General features: G+C 63.0%; 17 protein-coding genes. 7 read left to right on the forward strand and 10 right to left on the reverse strand.

Annotation, left to right across the window (positions count from 1 at the left end; translation table 11 throughout):
• Positions 1-23: 23 nt before the first annotated feature.
• The 6 genes from BUE15_RS05285 to BUE15_RS05310 form a co-directional block, all read right to left on the reverse strand.
• On the reverse strand, positions 24-650 hold the full coding sequence (locus tag BUE15_RS05285; RefSeq protein WP_073281833.1) for a TIGR04282 family arsenosugar biosynthesis glycosyltransferase: 627 nt from the start codon (positions 648-650) through the stop codon (positions 24-26).
• A gap of 82 nt (positions 651-732) precedes the next feature.
• The gene (locus tag BUE15_RS05290) at positions 733-1,239 is read right to left on the reverse strand and encodes a rhodanese-like domain-containing protein (RefSeq protein WP_244535882.1); all 507 of its coding nucleotides are present in this window, start codon (positions 1,237-1,239) and stop codon (positions 733-735) included.
• Positions 1,240-1,281: 42 nt separating this feature from the next.
• Positions 1,282-2,331, reverse strand: a complete 1,050-nt coding sequence (gene arsS / locus BUE15_RS05295; RefSeq protein WP_073281836.1) for an arsenosugar biosynthesis radical SAM (seleno)protein ArsS — start codon at positions 2,329-2,331, stop codon at positions 1,282-1,284.
• Positions 2,332-2,426: 95 nt separating this feature from the next.
• Positions 2,427-2,765: an arsenosugar biosynthesis-associated peroxidase-like protein gene (locus tag BUE15_RS05300; RefSeq protein ID WP_073281838.1), complete on the reverse strand. Its 339-nt coding sequence runs from the start codon at positions 2,763-2,765 to the stop codon at positions 2,427-2,429.
• A gap of 212 nt (positions 2,766-2,977) precedes the next feature.
• A complete protein-coding gene (locus BUE15_RS05305) occupies positions 2,978-3,886 on the reverse strand; it encodes an anti-sigma factor (RefSeq protein ID WP_073281840.1) in 909 nt (302 codons plus the stop codon).
• Between the two features lie 2 nt (positions 3,887-3,888).
• Positions 3,889-4,428, reverse strand: coding sequence for an RNA polymerase sigma factor (locus BUE15_RS05310; protein WP_073281842.1), 540 nt, complete (start codon positions 4,426-4,428; stop codon positions 3,889-3,891).
• Between the two features lie 285 nt (positions 4,429-4,713).
• Between BUE15_RS05310 and BUE15_RS05315 the strand changes: the two genes are divergently transcribed.
• Positions 4,714-6,114 carry an NAD-dependent succinate-semialdehyde dehydrogenase gene (locus BUE15_RS05315; RefSeq protein WP_139252138.1) on the forward strand — a complete coding sequence of 467 codons (1,401 nt, stop codon included), beginning with the start codon at positions 4,714-4,716 and terminating at the stop codon, positions 6,112-6,114.
• A 158-nt stretch (positions 6,115-6,272) separates the two neighbouring features.
• Here the strand turns inward: BUE15_RS05315 and BUE15_RS05320 are convergent, their stop codons facing one another.
• The 3 genes from BUE15_RS05320 to BUE15_RS05330 all read right to left on the reverse strand — a co-directional run bounded on the left by BUE15_RS05320 (position 6,273) and on the right by BUE15_RS05330 (position 9,528).
• Positions 6,273-7,040: a YdcF family protein gene (locus BUE15_RS05320; protein WP_073281844.1), complete on the reverse strand. Its 768-nt coding sequence runs from the start codon at positions 7,038-7,040 to the stop codon at positions 6,273-6,275.
• Positions 7,041-7,273: 233 nt separating this feature from the next.
• A complete protein-coding gene (locus tag BUE15_RS05325) occupies positions 7,274-7,630 on the reverse strand; it encodes a thioredoxin family protein (protein WP_073281846.1) in 357 nt (118 codons plus the stop codon).
• A gap of 110 nt (positions 7,631-7,740) precedes the next feature.
• Positions 7,741-9,528: a DUF885 domain-containing protein gene (locus tag BUE15_RS05330; RefSeq protein ID WP_073281848.1), complete on the reverse strand. Its 1,788-nt coding sequence runs from the start codon at positions 9,526-9,528 to the stop codon at positions 7,741-7,743.
• A gap of 229 nt (positions 9,529-9,757) precedes the next feature.
• On the opposite strand from BUE15_RS05330, the gene BUE15_RS05335 reads away from it, so the two are divergent.
• The 5 genes from BUE15_RS05335 to BUE15_RS22270 all read left to right on the forward strand — a co-directional run bounded on the left by BUE15_RS05335 (position 9,758) and on the right by BUE15_RS22270 (position 14,346).
• A complete protein-coding gene (locus BUE15_RS05335) occupies positions 9,758-10,393 on the forward strand; it encodes a hypothetical protein (protein ID WP_139252139.1) in 636 nt (211 codons plus the stop codon).
• A 323-nt stretch (positions 10,394-10,716) separates the two neighbouring features.
• On the forward strand, positions 10,717-11,403 hold the full coding sequence (locus BUE15_RS05340; RefSeq protein ID WP_073281852.1) for a hypothetical protein: 687 nt from the start codon (positions 10,717-10,719) through the stop codon (positions 11,401-11,403).
• A gap of 148 nt (positions 11,404-11,551) precedes the next feature.
• Positions 11,552-12,052, forward strand: coding sequence for a hypothetical protein (locus BUE15_RS05345; RefSeq protein WP_073281854.1), 501 nt, complete (start codon positions 11,552-11,554; stop codon positions 12,050-12,052).
• Positions 12,053-12,142: 90 nt separating this feature from the next.
• Positions 12,143-12,751 carry an REP-associated tyrosine transposase gene (locus BUE15_RS05350; RefSeq protein ID WP_073281856.1) on the forward strand — a complete coding sequence of 203 codons (609 nt, stop codon included), beginning with the start codon at positions 12,143-12,145 and terminating at the stop codon, positions 12,749-12,751.
• Between the two features lie 125 nt (positions 12,752-12,876).
• Positions 12,877-14,346 (forward strand): DNA/RNA non-specific endonuclease, encoded by a 1,470-nt coding sequence (locus BUE15_RS22270; RefSeq protein ID WP_073281858.1) that lies wholly within the window; start codon positions 12,877-12,879, stop codon positions 14,344-14,346.
• A gap of 31 nt (positions 14,347-14,377) precedes the next feature.
• Here the strand turns inward: BUE15_RS22270 and BUE15_RS05360 are convergent, their stop codons facing one another.
• On the reverse strand, positions 14,378-15,202 hold the full coding sequence (locus tag BUE15_RS05360; RefSeq protein WP_073281860.1) for an alpha/beta hydrolase: 825 nt from the start codon (positions 15,200-15,202) through the stop codon (positions 14,378-14,380).
• Between the two features lie 302 nt (positions 15,203-15,504).
• Between BUE15_RS05360 and BUE15_RS05365 the strand changes: the two genes are divergently transcribed.
• On the forward strand, positions 15,505-16,671 hold the full coding sequence (locus BUE15_RS05365) for an MFS transporter (RefSeq protein ID WP_073281862.1): 1,167 nt from the start codon (positions 15,505-15,507) through the stop codon (positions 16,669-16,671).
• The last annotated feature ends 65 nt before the right edge of the window (positions 16,672-16,736 follow it).

Here is a 16,736-nt window from a genome sequence, read left to right on the forward strand (position 1 = left end):
AAACCAGCAACCACCCACGGCGCCTACCCGCGCAACGCGGCACGCCAGGCCGCCAGATCGGCAGCATCGTCTACGTCGCGCAGCATGGGCAGCAGCTGCACCCGCAGGTTCAGCCGGTCCGCATCGGCCAGCGTGTGCGGTAGTACGGCGTTGGTGCTCCAGCTTTTTCCGGCAAACAAATCCGCATATACTTCCTTCATACCCAGGAGATAATACCCTCCGTCTTCAGCCGGCCCTATAACCAGCTCATGGGTATGCAGGGCCTCAAACGCCTGCTCCAGCAGCGCCTGCGTAATGCCCGGGCAATCGGTGCCGATGATAACGGCGGACTGCGCTCCGGCGGCAAAAGCATGCGAAAAGGCGGTCATCATTTTTGCGCCCAGCTCGCCGGGGTGCTGCAGCAGGTGCTGGTAGCCGGGCCAAAGCTCAGGCTCTGCATCGGGCTGCTGCGGGCGTTCGGCAAGCCACACCGTTTTGTGCACCGGCAGGTTGTCGGTGGCGGCGCGGGTGTGGGCCAGCAGCTCCCGGTAGACCGCCAGTGCCGCCTCCGGCCCAATGCCGGCCGCCAGCCGCGACTTCACTCGTCCCAGTTCCGGGTAGCGGGCGAAAATGAGCAGATGAGCCGCCGGGTTTTCAGCAGATAAAGCCATAGTCAGGAAATAATCATGAGAGCCAACGCCAGGCCAGCAGTGCAGCCCGCAGCCTCACCGACGAAGGTAGCCCGATGTGGCGCTATTGATATACCTTCCGGCCCTGCGTCAGCCAGGTGCTCCACAGGGCAGAATACGGGTGCACGTCCTGGGTGAGGCCCTGCGCATTATACACGGGCTGGCCCTCATTCACCCACTGAAAAATACCGCCGTACAGGTTGCGCACATTCCGGAAGCCCAGCGCTTTCAGCCGCTCCCCTACCCGCTCACTGCGGTAGCCTACTGAGCAGTATACCACCACGGTCCGGTCGCGGGGCACGTCCTGAAATTCCGCTTTTTCAAACGTGTCGAAATTCACGAACTGCGCCCCCGCCAGATGGCTGACGCGGTACTCGGCGGGTGTGCGGGTGTCGAGTAGCACCACAGATGCTGGCTTGCTGCGCAGGGTTGCCGCCAGCTGCGCCGGCCGCACTACCGGCACCGTGCCCCGGTAGAGCGTACGCAGCAGCTGGTCATAGGCCGTATCGTTGGCAGAGCGGCCACAGGCACTCAGGGCCAGCAGCCAGCACGTCGAAAACGTTAGTCCCAATCGTTTTAAAAAAGCAGGTGTAGTCACTTCCATTCGGGATGCTTACGTGGTAGCACCACCACAGCTGGAGCCGGCCCCTGCCGTGCAGCCGTAGCAGTGCTGGTTGACCACAATTGCCCGGTCTGTCAGGGCCGCTTCGTTGAAGTCGCGGATGTGCTGCGGGGCGCGGGCCTCCACCGGCAGGTCCAGCATCTGGTTGAAGTCGCAGTCGTAGAGCAGTCCGTCCCAACCGATGCTGAGCGTACTGCGGCACATCACGTTTGCGGCGGCGGCGGGGTTGTAGGCGTCCACCAGCTTCTGCATGTAGCCGTCGTAGTTGCCGCTCTCCAGCAGATACTCCAGAAACCGGCTGACGGGCAGGTTGGTGATGGTAAGCAAGCTGTTGAATACGACGCCATGCTCGCGCAGCAGCCGCTGCTTGAAGTCGCGCTCCAGCCCTACCTGGCTGCCCGGCAGAAATGCCCCCGACGGGTTAAACACCAAATCGAGCACCAGCCCGGAACCTGCCACACCGTAGCCCGCCTCGTTGAGCATCTGCAAGGCCCGGATAGAGCGTCCGAACACCCCTTCGCCCCGCTGGGCATCGGTGCGCGAGGCCGAGAAGTGCGGCAACGATGACACCACCCGCACGCCGTGCCAGGCAAAAAACGTCGGCAGGTCGTGGTATTTGGGGTTGGCCACGATGATGGTGAGGTTGCAGCGCACGATAACCTGCCGGCCCAGCGCCGAAATCTGCTCTACCAGCCACCGGAAGTCGGGGTTCATCTCCGGCGCGCCACCCGTCAGGTCTACTACCGGAATATTGGTCTGCGCCAGCGCATCCAGGCAAAGCTGCATGGTGGCGCGGGTCATGATTTCGGTGCGGTCCGGGCCGGCATCCACGTGACAGTGGCGGCAGGTCTGGTTGCACATCTTGCCCACATTGATCTGCATCACCTCCAGGCTTGTGGGCCGGAGCGGCAGCAGCCCGGTTTCGCGCAGCTTGTGCGCAAATAGCGGCCAGTGCGCGCCGGCCACCTCAGCCTGCGAAAGAACCGTGAGCTGATAGCCGGTGTCGGCCAGCGGCGCGTGGCGGGCTTGCAATGATTTCATAGGTAGACTAACCGCGCTGCTTCAGGAAAAGTTGACGGGCCGGGCGCTGCTAGCAGGCCAGGCGCCCGTTTTTCTGCAGGCCAGCACCCCACACTTTACATCGACAGGTCCTTGGCCTTGTTCATCATCTGTACTCCGTGCACCAGCACGGCGCCACCCTTAATGGCCGCCGCCACGTGCACGGCTTCCATCATCTGGGCTTCGTCGGCACCTTTCTGCAGCGAGTCGGTGGTGTAGGCGTCGATGCAATACGGGCACTGCACGGCATGGGCCACGGCCAGCGCAATCAGGGCTTTTTCGCGCTCCGAGAGGGCACCTTCCTTGAATACTTCGCCATAGTAGGCGAAGAACTTGCTGCCCATTTCGGCCTGCCATTCCGTGATGTTGCCGAATTTGGCCAGGTCGGCGGGGTTGTAGTAGGTTGACTTTTCCATGCGGAACAGAATGAGGAAGCGCGCCTCACGTAGGCGCTACACTATAAACCAGAGGCAAACGCTCGGCGCTGCCGGTTGCTGCTGCCGGTGCCCGGCAGCTCGCCGGAACAGCGCAACAAGCAAACGCGGGGCGGAACTGAACATAGGGCCGCATGAAAAACCAGGGGCAGGAAGAGTGTGCTTCTCCCCGCCCCTGTAGTTCGTCGGGCTGGCTAAAGCAGCTTGCCCAGCACGGTCATGGTAGCCAGCGTGGGCGAGGCACTGCCGCCTTCGTTCTCCACCGTCATGGCAAAGGCCTGCGCACTGACAATGTTCTTCATCTGCTGCAGACTGTCGCCGGCGGCGGTGGAAGCAGCCAGAACGCCCGCATCTACCGGCTGGCCATTATCGAGGGCCCAGAGCTGGTACTGCTTGCCTGCCGGAGGGGCCGGCAGGCTGTGCACATCTACATACACCGCCTTGGTGGCAGGGTTGTAAAGCACCCGGGCTTTAGCTGATGGCGCAGCCGGCGTACCGGCCAGCGTCACGCTCTGAAACTGCACGTCGCGCAGCACGGCCAATTCGCGGCCCTGGCTGCTAAGCTGCTTTTCAGCGGCCTGCTGGGTTGCCGCAAAGCGGGCCTGGTCGTTCTGAGCCGCAAACAGCGCCGTTTCAGTGTTCTGCCAGCGGTTGTAGAGCACATAGTTGCCCGCCATGCTCAGCAGGAGCGCCACCGAGGCGGCCATCAGCCAGCCAAAGCCGCGGCGCGGTGCCTCTTCCCGGATAGCTGGCTCAGGAGCACTGCTGATTGGGCGCACTACTGGCTCCGGCGCTGGTGCGGCGGCCGGCTGCGGTGCTACGTAAGGAGGTTCGGCGGTTGCTGAGGCCTGGGTAGTGCCCGGCGCTTCGGCCCTGATGGCTTGCTGCCAGCCGGCCAGCACCCGCTCCCGCATGCCGGGCGGCGGGGTCAGGGCATGCGCTTCGGCATAGGTGTCCAGGCCACTGATGATGGCGTTTAGCTCGTGCTGCAGTTCAGGATGAGCCGCAACCAGGCGCTCTACTTCGGCCCGGTTGGCGGCCGGAAGCACGCCCAGGGCGTATTCTTCCAGGATGCCAGATTCGATATATTGCTGAATGTCCACGGCTATCGAATCAGTTTGGAAAGTACTTTGATAGCCGCCCGGGCGCGGGTTTTTACCGTGCCAAGGGGCAAGTCCAGTTCTTCAGCCACTTCGCTCTGCGTGTAACCGCCGAAATACAGCATATCAACAACCTGCTGCTGGTCTGGGGATAGTTTCTTGGTCATTTCCTGCAAGCCGATGTGCTCGGGCCGGAACGTAAGCGAAGCTGGCTCACGTACCGCGGCGCTGTCCTCAAGCGGCTGGGTACGAGTACCTACGCGGTACTGTCGGGAGCGGATTCTGTCGATGGCCAAATTTCGGCACACATTCATCACCCACGTAAACAGACGCCCCTTGCTGGCATCATAAGAGGCAAAGGAGTTCCAGATTTTGATCATGCCCTCCTGGAGCACGTCTTCAGCCTCTTCCTCTTTCTGCACGATACGCATGATAACGCCGTACAGCGCCGCCGAGTATCGGTCGTAAAACAGGGTCATGGCAGCCTCGTCCCGGTCGCGCAGACGCTGCACCAGCTGGTCTTCTGCATCGGGTACGGGAGGCATTGCTTCAGGGAGAACTATAGTCACGGGCAACGGGATATGGTACGAGTGAACCCAGAAGCAGAGTTCGCCGACAAGCGAAAGTACATTACCGGCGCAATTGTTCGTGCCCCGGCCTGTATTAAATTCTGCCTACTCCAGAAATACAAGGTGTAACCCGGGTGCTAGGGTTGCGTTTTGCCCTAAGTTGCCCTATGCAACTGGGACCTGTATCATAAAGCCGCATGCAGCCAACCACAACAGCCATTGCTGTGCTGCCAGGTACTTTTCTTTTCTTTTCTTCTTCCTATGCCCATCGAATCTTTCAATCCCTATACCGGCCGGGTGGAGCGCCGCTTCCGGGCCTTCTCCCGGGCCAAGACCGAGCAGATCCTGAGCCAGAGCCACCGGGCGGCCGCTACGTGGCGCACGACCACTTTTCCGGAGCGGGCGCGCCTCATGCACCGCGCCGCCGACCTGCTGCGCGAGCGGCAGGAAGAACTGGCCCGCCTGATGGCCCTGGAAATGGGCAAGCCCATAGCCGATGGCCGCGCCGAAGCCGTAAAATGCGCCCTGTGCTGCGACTACTACGCCGACCATGCCGAGGAATTTCTGGCCGATGATGAAATCAAGACCGAGGCCCGGCGCAGCTTCATCAGCCACGAGCCCATTGGAGTAGTGCTGGCCGTGATGCCCTGGAATTTCCCGTTCTGGCAGGTAGTGCGCTTCGCGGCCCCGGCCCTGATGGCCGGCAACGTAGGCCTGCTTAAGCATGCCTCCAACGTGCCGCAGTGCGCGCTGGCGCTGGAGAAGATTTTCCACGATGCGGGCTTTCCGCCCGCCACGTTCCGGGCGCTGCTCATCGGCTCGGATATGGTGGAGCAGCTCATTGCCGACGACCGGGTGCGGGCCGTTACGCTGACCGGCTCGGAGCCGGCCGGCGCGCAGGTAGCCGCCACGGCCGGCCGCTACATCAAGAAAACCGTGCTGGAGCTGGGCGGCTCCGATGCCTTTATCGTGCTGGCCGACGCCGACCTGGAGGTGGCCGCCAAAACCGCCGCGCAGGCCCGCATGATCAATGCCGGACAAAGCTGCATTGCGGCCAAGCGCTTCATCGTGGAGAAGCCTGTGCTGAAAGAGTTCATCTCGAAGATGAAGACGCACCTGCTGGCTTTCCGGCCCGGCGACCCGCTCTCCGAGGACACGCAGTACGGCCCCCTGGCCCGCCCCGACCTGGCCGACGAGCTGACTGAGCAGGTGAACGACTCGGTGAAGCAGGGCGCCAAAGTGGAGCTGCACGGCGGCCAGAGCAAGCCCGGCACCGCGCTGTTCCGCCCCATGATTCTGAGCAACATCAAGCCCGGCCAGCGCGCCTACTCCGAGGAGCTGTTCGGGCCGGTGGCGCTGATTCTGGAAGCCAAAGACGCCGACGATGCCGTGCGCCTCGCCAACGACTCGCGTTTCGGGCTGGGCGGCTCCGTCTGGACCCACGACGTGCGGCGCGGGGAGGAGCTGGCGCGCCGCGTAGAGGCCGGCGCCGTGTTCGTGAACAGCATGGTGAAGTCGTCGCCGGAGATGCCGTTCGGGGGCGTCAAGAAGTCGGGCTATGGGCGTGAGCTGTCGTACCTGGGCATCCGGGAATTCGTGAATCAGAAGTCCATCTGGATAGCCCAAGAAGAAAAGCCCGCCGCCAGGAAGAAGGTGGAGTAATAGTGGGATTGTGGATTGGCGGAGTGGTGTTTTTTGACTGTCATCCTAAGCTTGCGAAGGCCCTTTTCTGGCTGGAACAACTAGCTTCCTGGCATTTGGCGCTAGCGTTATAAGATCCTTCGCGGGCTCAGGATGACAGCCACTCCACTACCCCTTTCTCACAAATACCCCAGCACCTTATACACCACGTAGCCGCTCATTTCGTGTAGCAGCAGGCTCCAGCGGCTCAGGGCCTCGGCGCTGGGCACCAGCCAGTAGTCGGGCGTGGCGGCGCGGTCGGAAGTGAGGAAGCCGGCGGGAAAAGGGTGCGGCTGCAGACCGGCTTTAGTAAAGCAGCCCAGGGCGCGGCGCTGATGAAACGCCGATGTCACCAGAATCAGCGTGTCCAGCTCGGGGCGGGCCTGCACGATGCGCTGCGTGAACAGGGCATTTTCGCGGGTGTTGCGGCTCTGGTCTTCCTTGATGATTACCGAATCGGGGACGCCGGCCAGGTGCAGCAGCGTGATAAGGTCGGCGGCTTCGGTGTGTGCCTTCTGCAGCATAGCCCCCGAGCCACCCGACACCAGAATATGCCGCACCCGGCCCGCCCGCCACAGCCACAGCGCATTCGTGAGCCGGTCGGCGCCCTCGTGCAGGTACACTCTATCGTGCGGCGACTTGCTGACGCTGGTGATGCCGGTGAGCAGCACGGCCGCATCGGCGCGGGCCGGCAGCTCGCGCAACCGGACCGGAGGCAGTTCCCAGGCCAGCAGCGCCTCGTTTACCAGCGCAGTATTGGTGCTTACCACCAGCAGTGCCAGCGCCGCCAGCAGCCAGGCACGCCGGCGGGCCGGGCGCCGCGTGAGCCAGGCCGCGAGTAGCAGCACCATCAGCCACAGCACCGGCAGCAACAGAAAATCAAGGAGCTTAGAAAGCAGAAAAAACACAGAAAGCCTGAATTGAGGTAAAGCAGCCGGCAGCAACTTCGCCCCAGACTGCCCGGCAAGTTCGGGCCCCAGAATCAAAAAAGCCCGTCTTCGGCAGCAGTGCTGCGAAAGACAGGCTTTTTTGTGAAGCAATACGGGCTAAACCGCCGGCTGCTACCGAAACAGCAGCAGCAGCAGCAGCGAAATCAGCAGGGCCAGCAGCGCCCACACATCCTTATGTAGGCGCGCCCGGTTCATGAGCTGAGCGGCGCAAACTCGCCCAGCCGCCGCACCATGTCCCGCATTTCCGTTTCCTGCGTGAGCATGTCGCACTCCAGCAGGCGGCCCTGGCAATACGACACGAAGAACGGCGCTGTCTTTTCCTGCATCATCTTTTTGGCCACCGGATTCTCCCCGGAATCCAGCCGCACAAACAAGATATGCTGAAATTCTTCAGCCGTGGCAAATTCGGTGAACGGAGCGGCCAGCAGCTCGCAGGTTTCACAGTTCTCTGACGTGAACTTGGCAAACACCTTCAGATGCTCGCGCGTGAGCTGACGAAGCGCCGCATCATTTACATCGTGCACATGCTGGCGTTCAGCTACTTTCATAAAACTACAAATTAGAAATGTGCCAAAGCGCGGCCGGTGGTTGACTGGCAGACAAAAAAGCCTGCCGGGAAATTCCATTCCCGGCAGGCTTTTCCAGTGGTGCCGCGGGGCTATTCTTTCTTCAGCATCATCTCCCGGATATACTTCACCGGGGCGCTGCCGTAGCTCAGAAACTGCTCGTTGAACGACTTCAGGTCGAAGCTCTGGCCCTGCTGCTTTTTCAGCTCCTGGCGCAGGTCGTAGATTTCGGTGTAGCCCGTGAAGTAGCTGCTGAGCTGCACCTGGCTGAGCGTAGCGCGGCGCCACTTGTTGCGGGCCTCGGCCTCTTCCTGAAATCCGTCGCGGCGGAGCATGGCTACCACGGCGGCTTCGGGGGCATTTTTCACGTGCACCTCGTGGTCGAGAATGGCGTTGAGCGTCACGCGCATGTTCCATTTATCCCACATGACCCAAAACTCGTCGGAGTTGCCGCCGTAGCCGCTTTCCAGCATCATGCGCTCGGCATACACGGCCCAGCCCTCAATCATGGCCCCGTTGCCAAAGATGGACTTGACGAGCGAGGGGCTGCGGTTGGCGTACACCAGCTGCGTGTAGTGCCCCGGAATAGCCTCGTGGATGTTCAGAATCTGGAGCGTGTACTGGTTGTACTCGCGCAGGTAGCTTTCGGCCTGGGCGGCGGGCTGGCCCGTGAGGGGCTCCACGTTGTAGTAGGTGTTGGCGGCCTTGTCGTAGGGGCCGGGGGCCGAAATGCTGGCGCCTGCCCCGCTGCCGCGCATGTAGAGCGGCGTTTCGCGCACCACCAGCGGCTTGGTGGGGTCCTGCGTGAGCAGCTTCTTGTCGTTGACGAACTGCACCAGCGTCGGAATCTGCGCTTTCACGGCCTCCACGAAACCCGCCTGCGTGGCGTGCTGCTCCGACAGTTTGCTGATCATCTGCTGCACGGCCGCCAGCGAATCAGCGGGCATCGGCTGGGCCGGAAAATACTTGGGCCACAGCCGCGCCGTGCGCCGCTTCATGTCCTGCAGCAGCTCCTGCTTGTGGGCCAGCGCCTTCTCATACACCTGCCCGGCGCTGTACGTCGACTGGATATCATAGGCAAACTTGCGGCTGAACAGGTCTTCGCCCAACCGGAAGCTGCGGAACTTGCCGGCCGGCAGCACCTGGGTTTTCAGGAACCGGATGTAGTTGCCGATGCTCAGGCGCGTGGTGGCCAGCCGGGTAGCCAGCTCTTCCTTTTCCCGCGCCGTCAGGCCCGAGCGCGCAATGGAATCCTGCAGCGCCTTGCCCAGCACTTCCAGCCCGCCCTCGTTCTGTCGGATGGCCAGCTCGGTGTGTTCTTTGGTCGGGGTGTTGATGTTGGCTTCGGCGGCGGCGTAGAAGTCGGGGGCGTGGGAAATCTTGTGGCTGATGGCCCGCAGGCGCCGGTCGAGGGGCCAGTAGCGGCCGTTCAGGATTTCGCCCACCGAGGCCCCCACGTTGTAGCTGGCCGGGTTCCACTGCCAGTCGCGCAGCGTATCGGCGTAGAAGCGGCTGCTTTGCACGTAGTTCTGCAGTAGCCGCCAGTCGGTCTGGTTGTTCACCGACAGTTCTTCCACCTTGAAATCGGCCAGCTCGGTGCCGCGCCGTTTCAGCATCTTGGCTTCCGTGCGGCGCCGCCCCTCGGTGGGCACCACCAGCAGCGAGTCGTAGCGGTGGTAGCCGGCGCCACTGGCCCACTCGGGGTTGTAGTACCACAGCGAGTCGATAAAGCGGGTTTTGTACCGCTCAAACGCGGCGTCGGGCTGGGCGTCGGCATCGGCTAGTGTGCGGCTCTTGGAGTCGCCGCAGCCGGTGAGGCCGGCCGCCAGGGCCAGCGAAGCCACGGCCAGTAAGGTTTTCGCGGAGTAGTGCTGGGGCATATAGTAAGGCAGGTATGAGGGGGCAAGGTAGCGGGCAAGGACGGGGTTTGGTATTCCGGATTGCATCCGCTTATCTTCCTGCCATACTTTTTTGTTCCAGTGCAGAAATCTATTATTGAGCTAGTGATGCACGAACGAGACGCATAGTACACCGCACTGTCATCCTGAGCGGAGCGAAGGACCTTATCACGCTTGAACGAAATCAATAAAAACAGCTTACCAGATTACAATGCTTCTTAAAAAACAACGCAACGATTTTCACTCAATCCTTTCCAAGAATGGACTAGTCCCAACAGAGTTAGAAGAAACTAGAGGGGAAGAATACTATCAGTTGTCATTAAGCACAGATGACGATGAGTATTACTTCATGCTAGAGCCTAAATCAAACATGTTTGAAATATCAATGAGGCCTGGCAAAAGCGGGGCGGCTAGTAGTGGATTCTATGTAGGTTCATGGAATGACGTTCTACATTACGTTGAAATCTGGGCATCAAGTCTACAGGAAGAACTAGCCGCCCCCGACCTCTGGGCCGAAGCCGCCAAAACCGCCCAGCTCTTCGCCGGCACCACCGACGCTCCCGACGATAAATTCACCCGCACCGAACTGGCCGAAGTGCAAGGCCAGTTACGCCAGTTGCAGCAGAGCTTCGCCGCCGCTGCCCTCCCCGAGGCCGCCCGGCAGAAATTGATTGAGTTAACCCAAACTGCCGCCGTAAAAGCCGAAAGCCTGACCAAAAAGGACTGGCAGAACTGGATTATCGGCGGCTTCATCAGCAGCATCACGGCGTTGGCCCTCAACCCCACCCAGGCCGGCGAAGTGCTTAAGCTCGTGAAGGCCGCGTTTGGCGGATTGTTTTTGCACTGATTTCCACTATCTAGCTTCGCTGTTTTCCGCTGCCCCGCCCCAATCGTCCGCGCTTATGCCGCACTCGTCCGCGCCCTCGCCGCAGGTCTCCGCTGCCCCGCCCCAACCGTCCGCGCCCTCGCCACACCTCTTCGCGGCCCCGCCACAAGTTCCCGCGCCCTCGCCCCGGCTTTCCGCGGCCCCGCCCCGATAGTTCGCGGCCCCGCCGCACCTCTTCGCGGCCTCGCCGCACCTCCCCGCTCCCCTGCCCCACGTCTGCGCGCTCCTATTGCTATTTCCCCATCACCTGTCACTTCATCACCATTCACTTCATCACTTCATTTATGCTTACCGCCAAACAAGACAACCGCCTCGCCGCCGCCGAAACGCTGCTGGCCGCCCTCCGGCAAGACCCCACCCCCTACGCCCAGGACAAAGCCCTGCAGCGCGTCGTTACCCGTCTCGATGAGATAATCGCCGGCATGCTGCCCCTGCGCCAGCAAGCCCAGCGCAGCGGCGGCGGCGGGGCCGGCACCGAAAAGCAGGCCGCCCGCGAGCAGCTGGCCCGGGTAGCCTCCGAAGTGGCCGGCGACGTTTTCGCCTACGCCACCGCCCAGAAGCTGCCCACCCTGCAGGCCCTCGCCGACTACAACGAAAGCGAGTTGCTGAAGCTGCGCGGCTCCCGCCTCTCCGACGTCGTAACGGCCCTGCTCGCTGAGCTGCCCACGCACAAAGCCACCCTCGAAGACGACTACGACCTGAGCAAAGCCCGCCTCCAGGAGCTGCAGGATGCCCTAACCGCCTTCGACACCCAGAAAACCGCCCCCCGCGCCGCCCAGATCGACGGCAAAACCGCCCGCGCCAGTCTCCGCACCGAATTCGCCGAGCTCGGCACCCTGCTCCAGGACCAGCTCATGCGCCTGCTGCGCAAGTACCAGCGCCGCGCCCCCGAGTTCTACGCCCGCATCATTGCCGCCCGCCAGACCGTAGACCGCCCCGGCTCTGCCACCAGCAACGGCTCCGGCCAATAGCCCCGACTCAGGAGGCCAGCCTCACTATCCAACCCATTAAAAAGCGGCTCCTTCTTCTGCCAGAGAAAGGAGCCGCTTTTTCAATGGCTATACTACCCGCCTCTGGCGTACCGTTTGCAAGTGCCGCCCGGCCCCAACCCGCCCCTCAATGAAACCACTTCTCTCGCTGCTCTGCCTGCTGCTCACCCTCGGCGCCCACGCCCAGTCCATTGCCCGCCTCGATGCCAGCAACGGCTTCCGGGGCCTGCAGTTTGGCTCGCCCCTCACCGAGGCCCTGCGCCTGAAGCTGGTGCAGGACAAAGGCGACGAGAAAATCTATGAGCGCACCGATGAGCAATTGAGCCTGGGCGGCTTCAAGGCGGCCCGCATCCACTACAAGTTCTACCGGGGCCAGTTCGCGGCCGTCACCATCATCGTGAAAGGCGCCGAGCACGCCCGGCAGGTGCGCCCCACCTTCGAGGCCGCCTACGGTCCCGGCCGCCCCGAAGGCTTCAACTACAAATGGCAGGGCGCGCTGGTGGCCCTCTCCTGCGCCTCCCTCTCCGACGACCAGGCCATTCTGGCCATGAGCAGCCGGCCCCTGGCCCTGCAGATGCAGCAGGCCAAAGCCCCCACCGGCACCACCAAGCTGAAAGTGAAGCAGAAATAGCAAGTACCACGAAGCGGCGCTTCGTCCTGCCGCGCCGCTACAACGGGCCCGTGCAACGGACGAAGCGCCGCTTCGTGGCACATTGTGGAGATGAAAACGCATTATGAGCGGTTCTTGCCGCACTGGCTGCCGCCCGGCGAAACTTTGTTTGTGACCTTTCGGCTGAATGGCTCGTTGCCGCGGCGGGTTATTGCTCAACTGCTGGAGAAGCGAGAACTACTGCGCCAGGCCCCTGCTACCAGGCTATCCGCTGCCGAGCGCTACCGGGAGCAAAAGCAGTTTTTCGCTCGTTTTGATGCGCAGTTAGACCAAGCCGCGCACGGCCCCCGGTGGCTGGCAGAACCGGCAGTAGCGGCCGTGGTGAGCGAAGCGCTGCATTTCCGTCATGGCAAAGCGTACGAGCTCATCTGCTTTTGCCTGATGCCCAACCACGTGCATATAGTAGTACAACTCCCGGACGATGCGCCGGACTTTATGCGCACGCTGCAGTCGCTGAAGATGAATACCGCACTGAAGGCCAACAAAATACTGGAAAGAGAAGGCCAGTTCTGGCAGCGGGAAAGCTACGACCACATCGTGCGTGACGGTAAGGAGCTGCAACGCATAGTGGCCTACGTACTGGAAAACCCAGTGAAGGCAGGTCTGACCGACAACTGGCAGGACTGGCCTTACACGTATTGGGCGGCTGAGCACCAATAGCGAATGTACCACTGTACCACGAAGCGGCGCTTCGTCCGTTGCGCGCCGCCACTACGATACTGCCCGCCGCACGAAGCGCCGCTTCGTGGTACAGTGGTACATTCGCACATATTTTTCTGCCTGCTATGCGCTTCTTCCCGCTGCTCCTGCTCCCGCTGCTGGCCTGCTCCCAGCAAGCCCCCGAAACCACCCGTGCCCCCCTGCCCGATGGGCCGCCCGCCATTCCGGTAGAGTCCGCTGCCGGCAGCCGCGGCGTGGCGCAGGCCCCGGCCGGCACCTTCCCCGAAACCTTCGAAACGGGCAGCAAAGGCGCCTATACCACCGCCGAAGAGCCCCTGGCCTCCGGCCGCTGGCTGCTCGAAGATGCCCTGATCGGCTCTTCGGAACAGGACCACAAGAACGGGGCACGAGCCGCGCGCCTGCGGGGCCAGGGCCGGCTGCGCATGCAGTTTGATGCCCCGGCCGGGGTGCGCACTATTCGGGTGAGCAGCGCCATGTACGGGCAGGATGCCGCCGGCACCTGGGAGCTGTGGGGCAGCATAGATGGCGGCCGCAGCTACCGCCGCATCGGGCAGCCGGTGCGCGTGCAGGGGCCGCGTCTGCTCAGCACCACCTTCCAGGCCGGCGCCACCACCACGCCTCTGCGCCTCGAAATCCGCAAAACCGACGGCGGCAGTACCCGCCTCAACATCGATGATATTGCCCTGGAAGCCGCCAACGGCGCAGCCGTAGCCGGCGGCAGTTCGGCTACTACACCCACTGCCCCCGCCAGTCCGCAGCCCGGCACCTCGCTGCCACCTGCCACCACTGCCCAGGCCGACGCCGTGGTAACCAGCCGCGACGACAACATGGCCCTCGGCAACCCCAGCGGCGCCACCGCCGACGTCAACAACCCCACCAACTACCTGCTGGTTAAGCCTCAGTTCACCATCGGCTACAACGCCCAGCGCGGCACGCCCACCTGGGTAAGCTGGCACCTCAACCGCGCCTGGATGGGCTCGGCCCCGCGTCAGGACGATTTCCGCCCCGACCCGGCCCTGCCCCGCCAGTTTTACCAGGTCAACCGCAACAGCTACACCGGCTCCGGCTTCGACAAAGGCCACAATTGCCCCAGCGCCGACCGCACCACCGACCTCGACGACAACTCGGCCACCTTCCTGATGACCAACATGATTCCGCAGGCCGCCAACAACAACCAGCGCACCTGGAGCAGCCTCGAAGAATGGACCCGCGGGCAGGTGCAGCGCGGCCAGGAAGTGTACGTGGTGATGGGCTGCTACGGCAAAGGCGGCACCGGCCTCAACGGCCTCAAAACCACCATCGACCAGGGCCGCGTGACGGTGCCGGCCCGCGTGTGGAAGCTGCTTGTGCTACTGCCCGAAGGCACCAACGACCTGCAGCGCATTGCCGCCGGCCAGGCCCGCATCATCGCCATCGACACGCCCAACGACCAGACCGTGAGCCCCGACTGGAGCCGCTACCGCGTGAGCGTGGATGCCCTGGAAGCCGCCACCGGCCTCGACCTGCTCAGCAAGCTGCCCCTCGCCGCCCAAACCCGCCTGCAGAAAACCGCCGACGCCGGCCCGGTGCGCTAGCGCAGCCACGGCGGCGGTTCCTGCGGGTGCTTTACTGGTTCAGGAACCGCCGCACGGCTGCCGCATACAGGTTGCCGTAGTCGCCGGGCGTGGAGGTGAGAGCCATCAGCCCGCCGCCGTGCCCACCCTCGAACGGCAGCAGCTCGCGGCGCTGGCGGCGGCGCGCCGCCTGTACCAGACGGGCGGAATCGGCCAGCGGGGTGTTGCGGTCCTGGGTGCCGGCCACCAGCAGCATCGGGCACTTGATTCTGGGAAGCAGCTGCGGATAGGTAGCGGCCTCGGCCGGCAGAGTCACGGTTTTGTTTTTCGCCTGCCTGATGCCCGCTACCAATGCCGCCGGGGCGGTTACATAGCCTTCCCCGATCAGGAAATCGGGCTTGTCGGTGGCCGCTACGTGCGTCGCCATGAGCGTGCCCATTGAGAAGCCGAAAATGCCGGTATGCTCCTTCGGGAACTGCTGCCGGGCATAGCGCAGCACGGCGCGCAGGTCGGTGGCAAACTCCGGGTAGTACAGCCGCTGCTCATCGATGGCGAAGTCGGAGCTGTGCCCGAAGCCACGGTAGTCGAACAGCACCACCCGATACCCCACGTTGGCCAGCATCCGGGCATGATACAGCAACTGCCCCATGTTGCCGGCGTCGCCTTCGGCCACCACAATGGTAGTGTGCTGGTCGGGGCCCTGCTGCGGCTCAATCACCCAGCTATGCAGCCGGGCATGGTCGGGCGTTTCGATGGTAACCGTACGGTACGGCAGGCCCAGCGAGTCAGGCGTGTAGGCATAGTCGCGGCTGGGCCGTAGCGCCCACGCCGGCAGCGTGCCCAGAACGAACAACAGAACAAGCAGGCAGTGTTTCATAGAGGTGAATCGGCCAACAGAATAAAAAGATTGTGTAGAAACGCTCCGCCACTGCCGGAACTATTGGCGCAAGAAACAGCATTTGCGGTAGTTCTGCCTGGGTGGCGGCCATTGGCTCCGTCTTAGTGCTGGCCGCCGCTGCTCAACTTCACGCGCACTCCCCGATTCCGGGGTATCTTTGTTCCGGCTTCGGCCTTGCTGCTCCCTCACTCCTCTCCCGCCCATCATGCCCGCCAACGGGTGTCGTGGGCTTTTTTGTGGCCGGGTGCCGCGTTTTCCTTGCCTGATTTTTCTGCCGCTCTATGCTCACGCTGCGCCTTCCGCTCGTTGTTTCCCGCCCACCCCGCCAGGTATACCGCGCGGCCGTGGGGGTGTTGTTTTTCCTGATGGGCCTGACTTTCGCCACCTGGGCTTCCCGCATTCCAACCATTCAGCAGCAGCTGGGCATTTCGGAGGCGCGGCTGGGGCTGTTGCTGCTGGCCGCACCACTGGGCTCCCTGGCGTCGTTGCCGGTGGCCGGCTGGCTGGTGGCGCGGTTGGGCAGCCGCCGGGTGGTGCTGGGCGGCATTGTAGGCTACGCACTGGGGCTGGTGGCGCTGGGGCTGGCTCCGTCGGTGGTGCCGCTGGTAGCCGGACTGGTGCTGTTCGGCTTCATTTCCAACCTTTCCAACATTGCCGTGAACACGCAGGCCGTGGGCGTGGAAATGCTGCACCGCAAGTCCATTATGGCGTCCTTTCACGGCCTCTGGAGTCTGGCCGGCTTTGCGGGGGCGGCGCTGGGCACGTTCATGATTGGCAACGGCGTGACACCGCTGCTGCATTTCGTGTTTGTTGGCGCCGTGGTAATAGTCGGGGTGGCCCTGAGCAGCACCTCCATCCGCCCCCGCGACGCGGGTACCGGCACCTCCGACGCGCCCTTGTTCGTGCTGCCCGACAAGTCGTTGCTGTTGCTGGGGGTACTGGCGTTCTGCTCCATGATTTGCGAGGGCGCCATGTTCGACTGGAGCGGGGTGTATTTCCGCAAAGTAGTGCACGCGGAAAAAGCGTGGATTGGGGCCGGCTACACAGCCTTCATGTGCACCATGGCCGGCGGCCGCTTCATTGCCGACTGGTTTGCGCACCGCTTCGGGCTGCGCCGCACATTGGAAATCAGTGGATTGCTCACGGCGGCGGGGCTGCTGCTGGCCGTATTGCTGCCGGCGCTGCCTACTGCTATTCTGGGGTTTCTGCTGGTGGGGTTCGGGGTGTCGTCGGTGGTGCCGCTGGTGTATGGCGCCGCGGGCCGCTCCACCCAGATGCCGCCCAGCCTGGCGCTGGCCGCCGTGTCTACGGTCGGGTTTCTGGGCTTCCTGTTCGGCCCGCCCCTGATTGGCATCGTGGCCGGCTTCACCAGCCTGCGGGTGTCGTTTTCGATTATTGCCGTGCTGGGGCTGTGCATCACCCTGCTGGCCCGCCGCGCCAAGCTTTAGCGCAACCGATGGGAGGAGCGCCGGCGAACAGAACCGAAGAGCAGTCGAAAAGCCTGGCTGAATGG

This window comes from Hymenobacter psychrotolerans DSM 18569 (assembly GCF_900142395.1).
GTDB lineage: Bacteria > Bacteroidota > Bacteroidia > Cytophagales > Hymenobacteraceae > Hymenobacter > Hymenobacter psychrotolerans.

Bases quoted from the DNA above. Each gene is read 5' to 3' on its own strand.
- BUE15_RS05285 (WP_073281833.1), bottom strand. From the start codon at position 650: ATGGCTTTATCTGCTGAAAACCCGGCGGCTCATCTGCTCATTTTCGCC.
- BUE15_RS05350 (WP_073281856.1), top strand. From the start codon at position 12,143: ATGAAAACGCATTATGAGCGGTTCTTGCCGCACTGGCTGCCGCCCGGC.
- arsS (WP_073281836.1), bottom strand. From the start codon at position 2,331: ATGAAATCATTGCAAGCCCGCCACGCGCCGCTGGCCGACACCGGCTAT.
- BUE15_RS05365 (WP_073281862.1), top strand. From the start codon at position 15,505: ATGCTCACGCTGCGCCTTCCGCTCGTTGTTTCCCGCCCACCCCGCCAG.
- BUE15_RS05335 (WP_139252139.1), top strand. From the start codon at position 9,758: ATGCTTCTTAAAAAACAACGCAACGATTTTCACTCAATCCTTTCCAAG.
- BUE15_RS05310 (WP_073281842.1), bottom strand. From the start codon at position 4,428: ATGCCTCCCGTACCCGATGCAGAAGACCAGCTGGTGCAGCGTCTGCGC.
- BUE15_RS05340 (WP_073281852.1), top strand. From the start codon at position 10,717: ATGCTTACCGCCAAACAAGACAACCGCCTCGCCGCCGCCGAAACGCTG.
- BUE15_RS05360 (WP_073281860.1), bottom strand. From the start codon at position 15,202: ATGAAACACTGCCTGCTTGTTCTGTTGTTCGTTCTGGGCACGCTGCCG.
- BUE15_RS05300 (WP_073281838.1), bottom strand. From the start codon at position 2,765: ATGGAAAAGTCAACCTACTACAACCCCGCCGACCTGGCCAAATTCGGC.
- BUE15_RS22270 (WP_073281858.1), top strand. From the start codon at position 12,877: ATGCGCTTCTTCCCGCTGCTCCTGCTCCCGCTGCTGGCCTGCTCCCAG.
- BUE15_RS05325 (WP_073281846.1), bottom strand. From the start codon at position 7,630: ATGAAAGTAGCTGAACGCCAGCATGTGCACGATGTAAATGATGCGGCG.
- BUE15_RS05330 (WP_073281848.1), bottom strand. From the start codon at position 9,528: ATGCCCCAGCACTACTCCGCGAAAACCTTACTGGCCGTGGCTTCGCTG.
- BUE15_RS05315 (WP_139252138.1), top strand. From the start codon at position 4,714: ATGCCCATCGAATCTTTCAATCCCTATACCGGCCGGGTGGAGCGCCGC.
- BUE15_RS05345 (WP_073281854.1), top strand. From the start codon at position 11,552: ATGAAACCACTTCTCTCGCTGCTCTGCCTGCTGCTCACCCTCGGCGCC.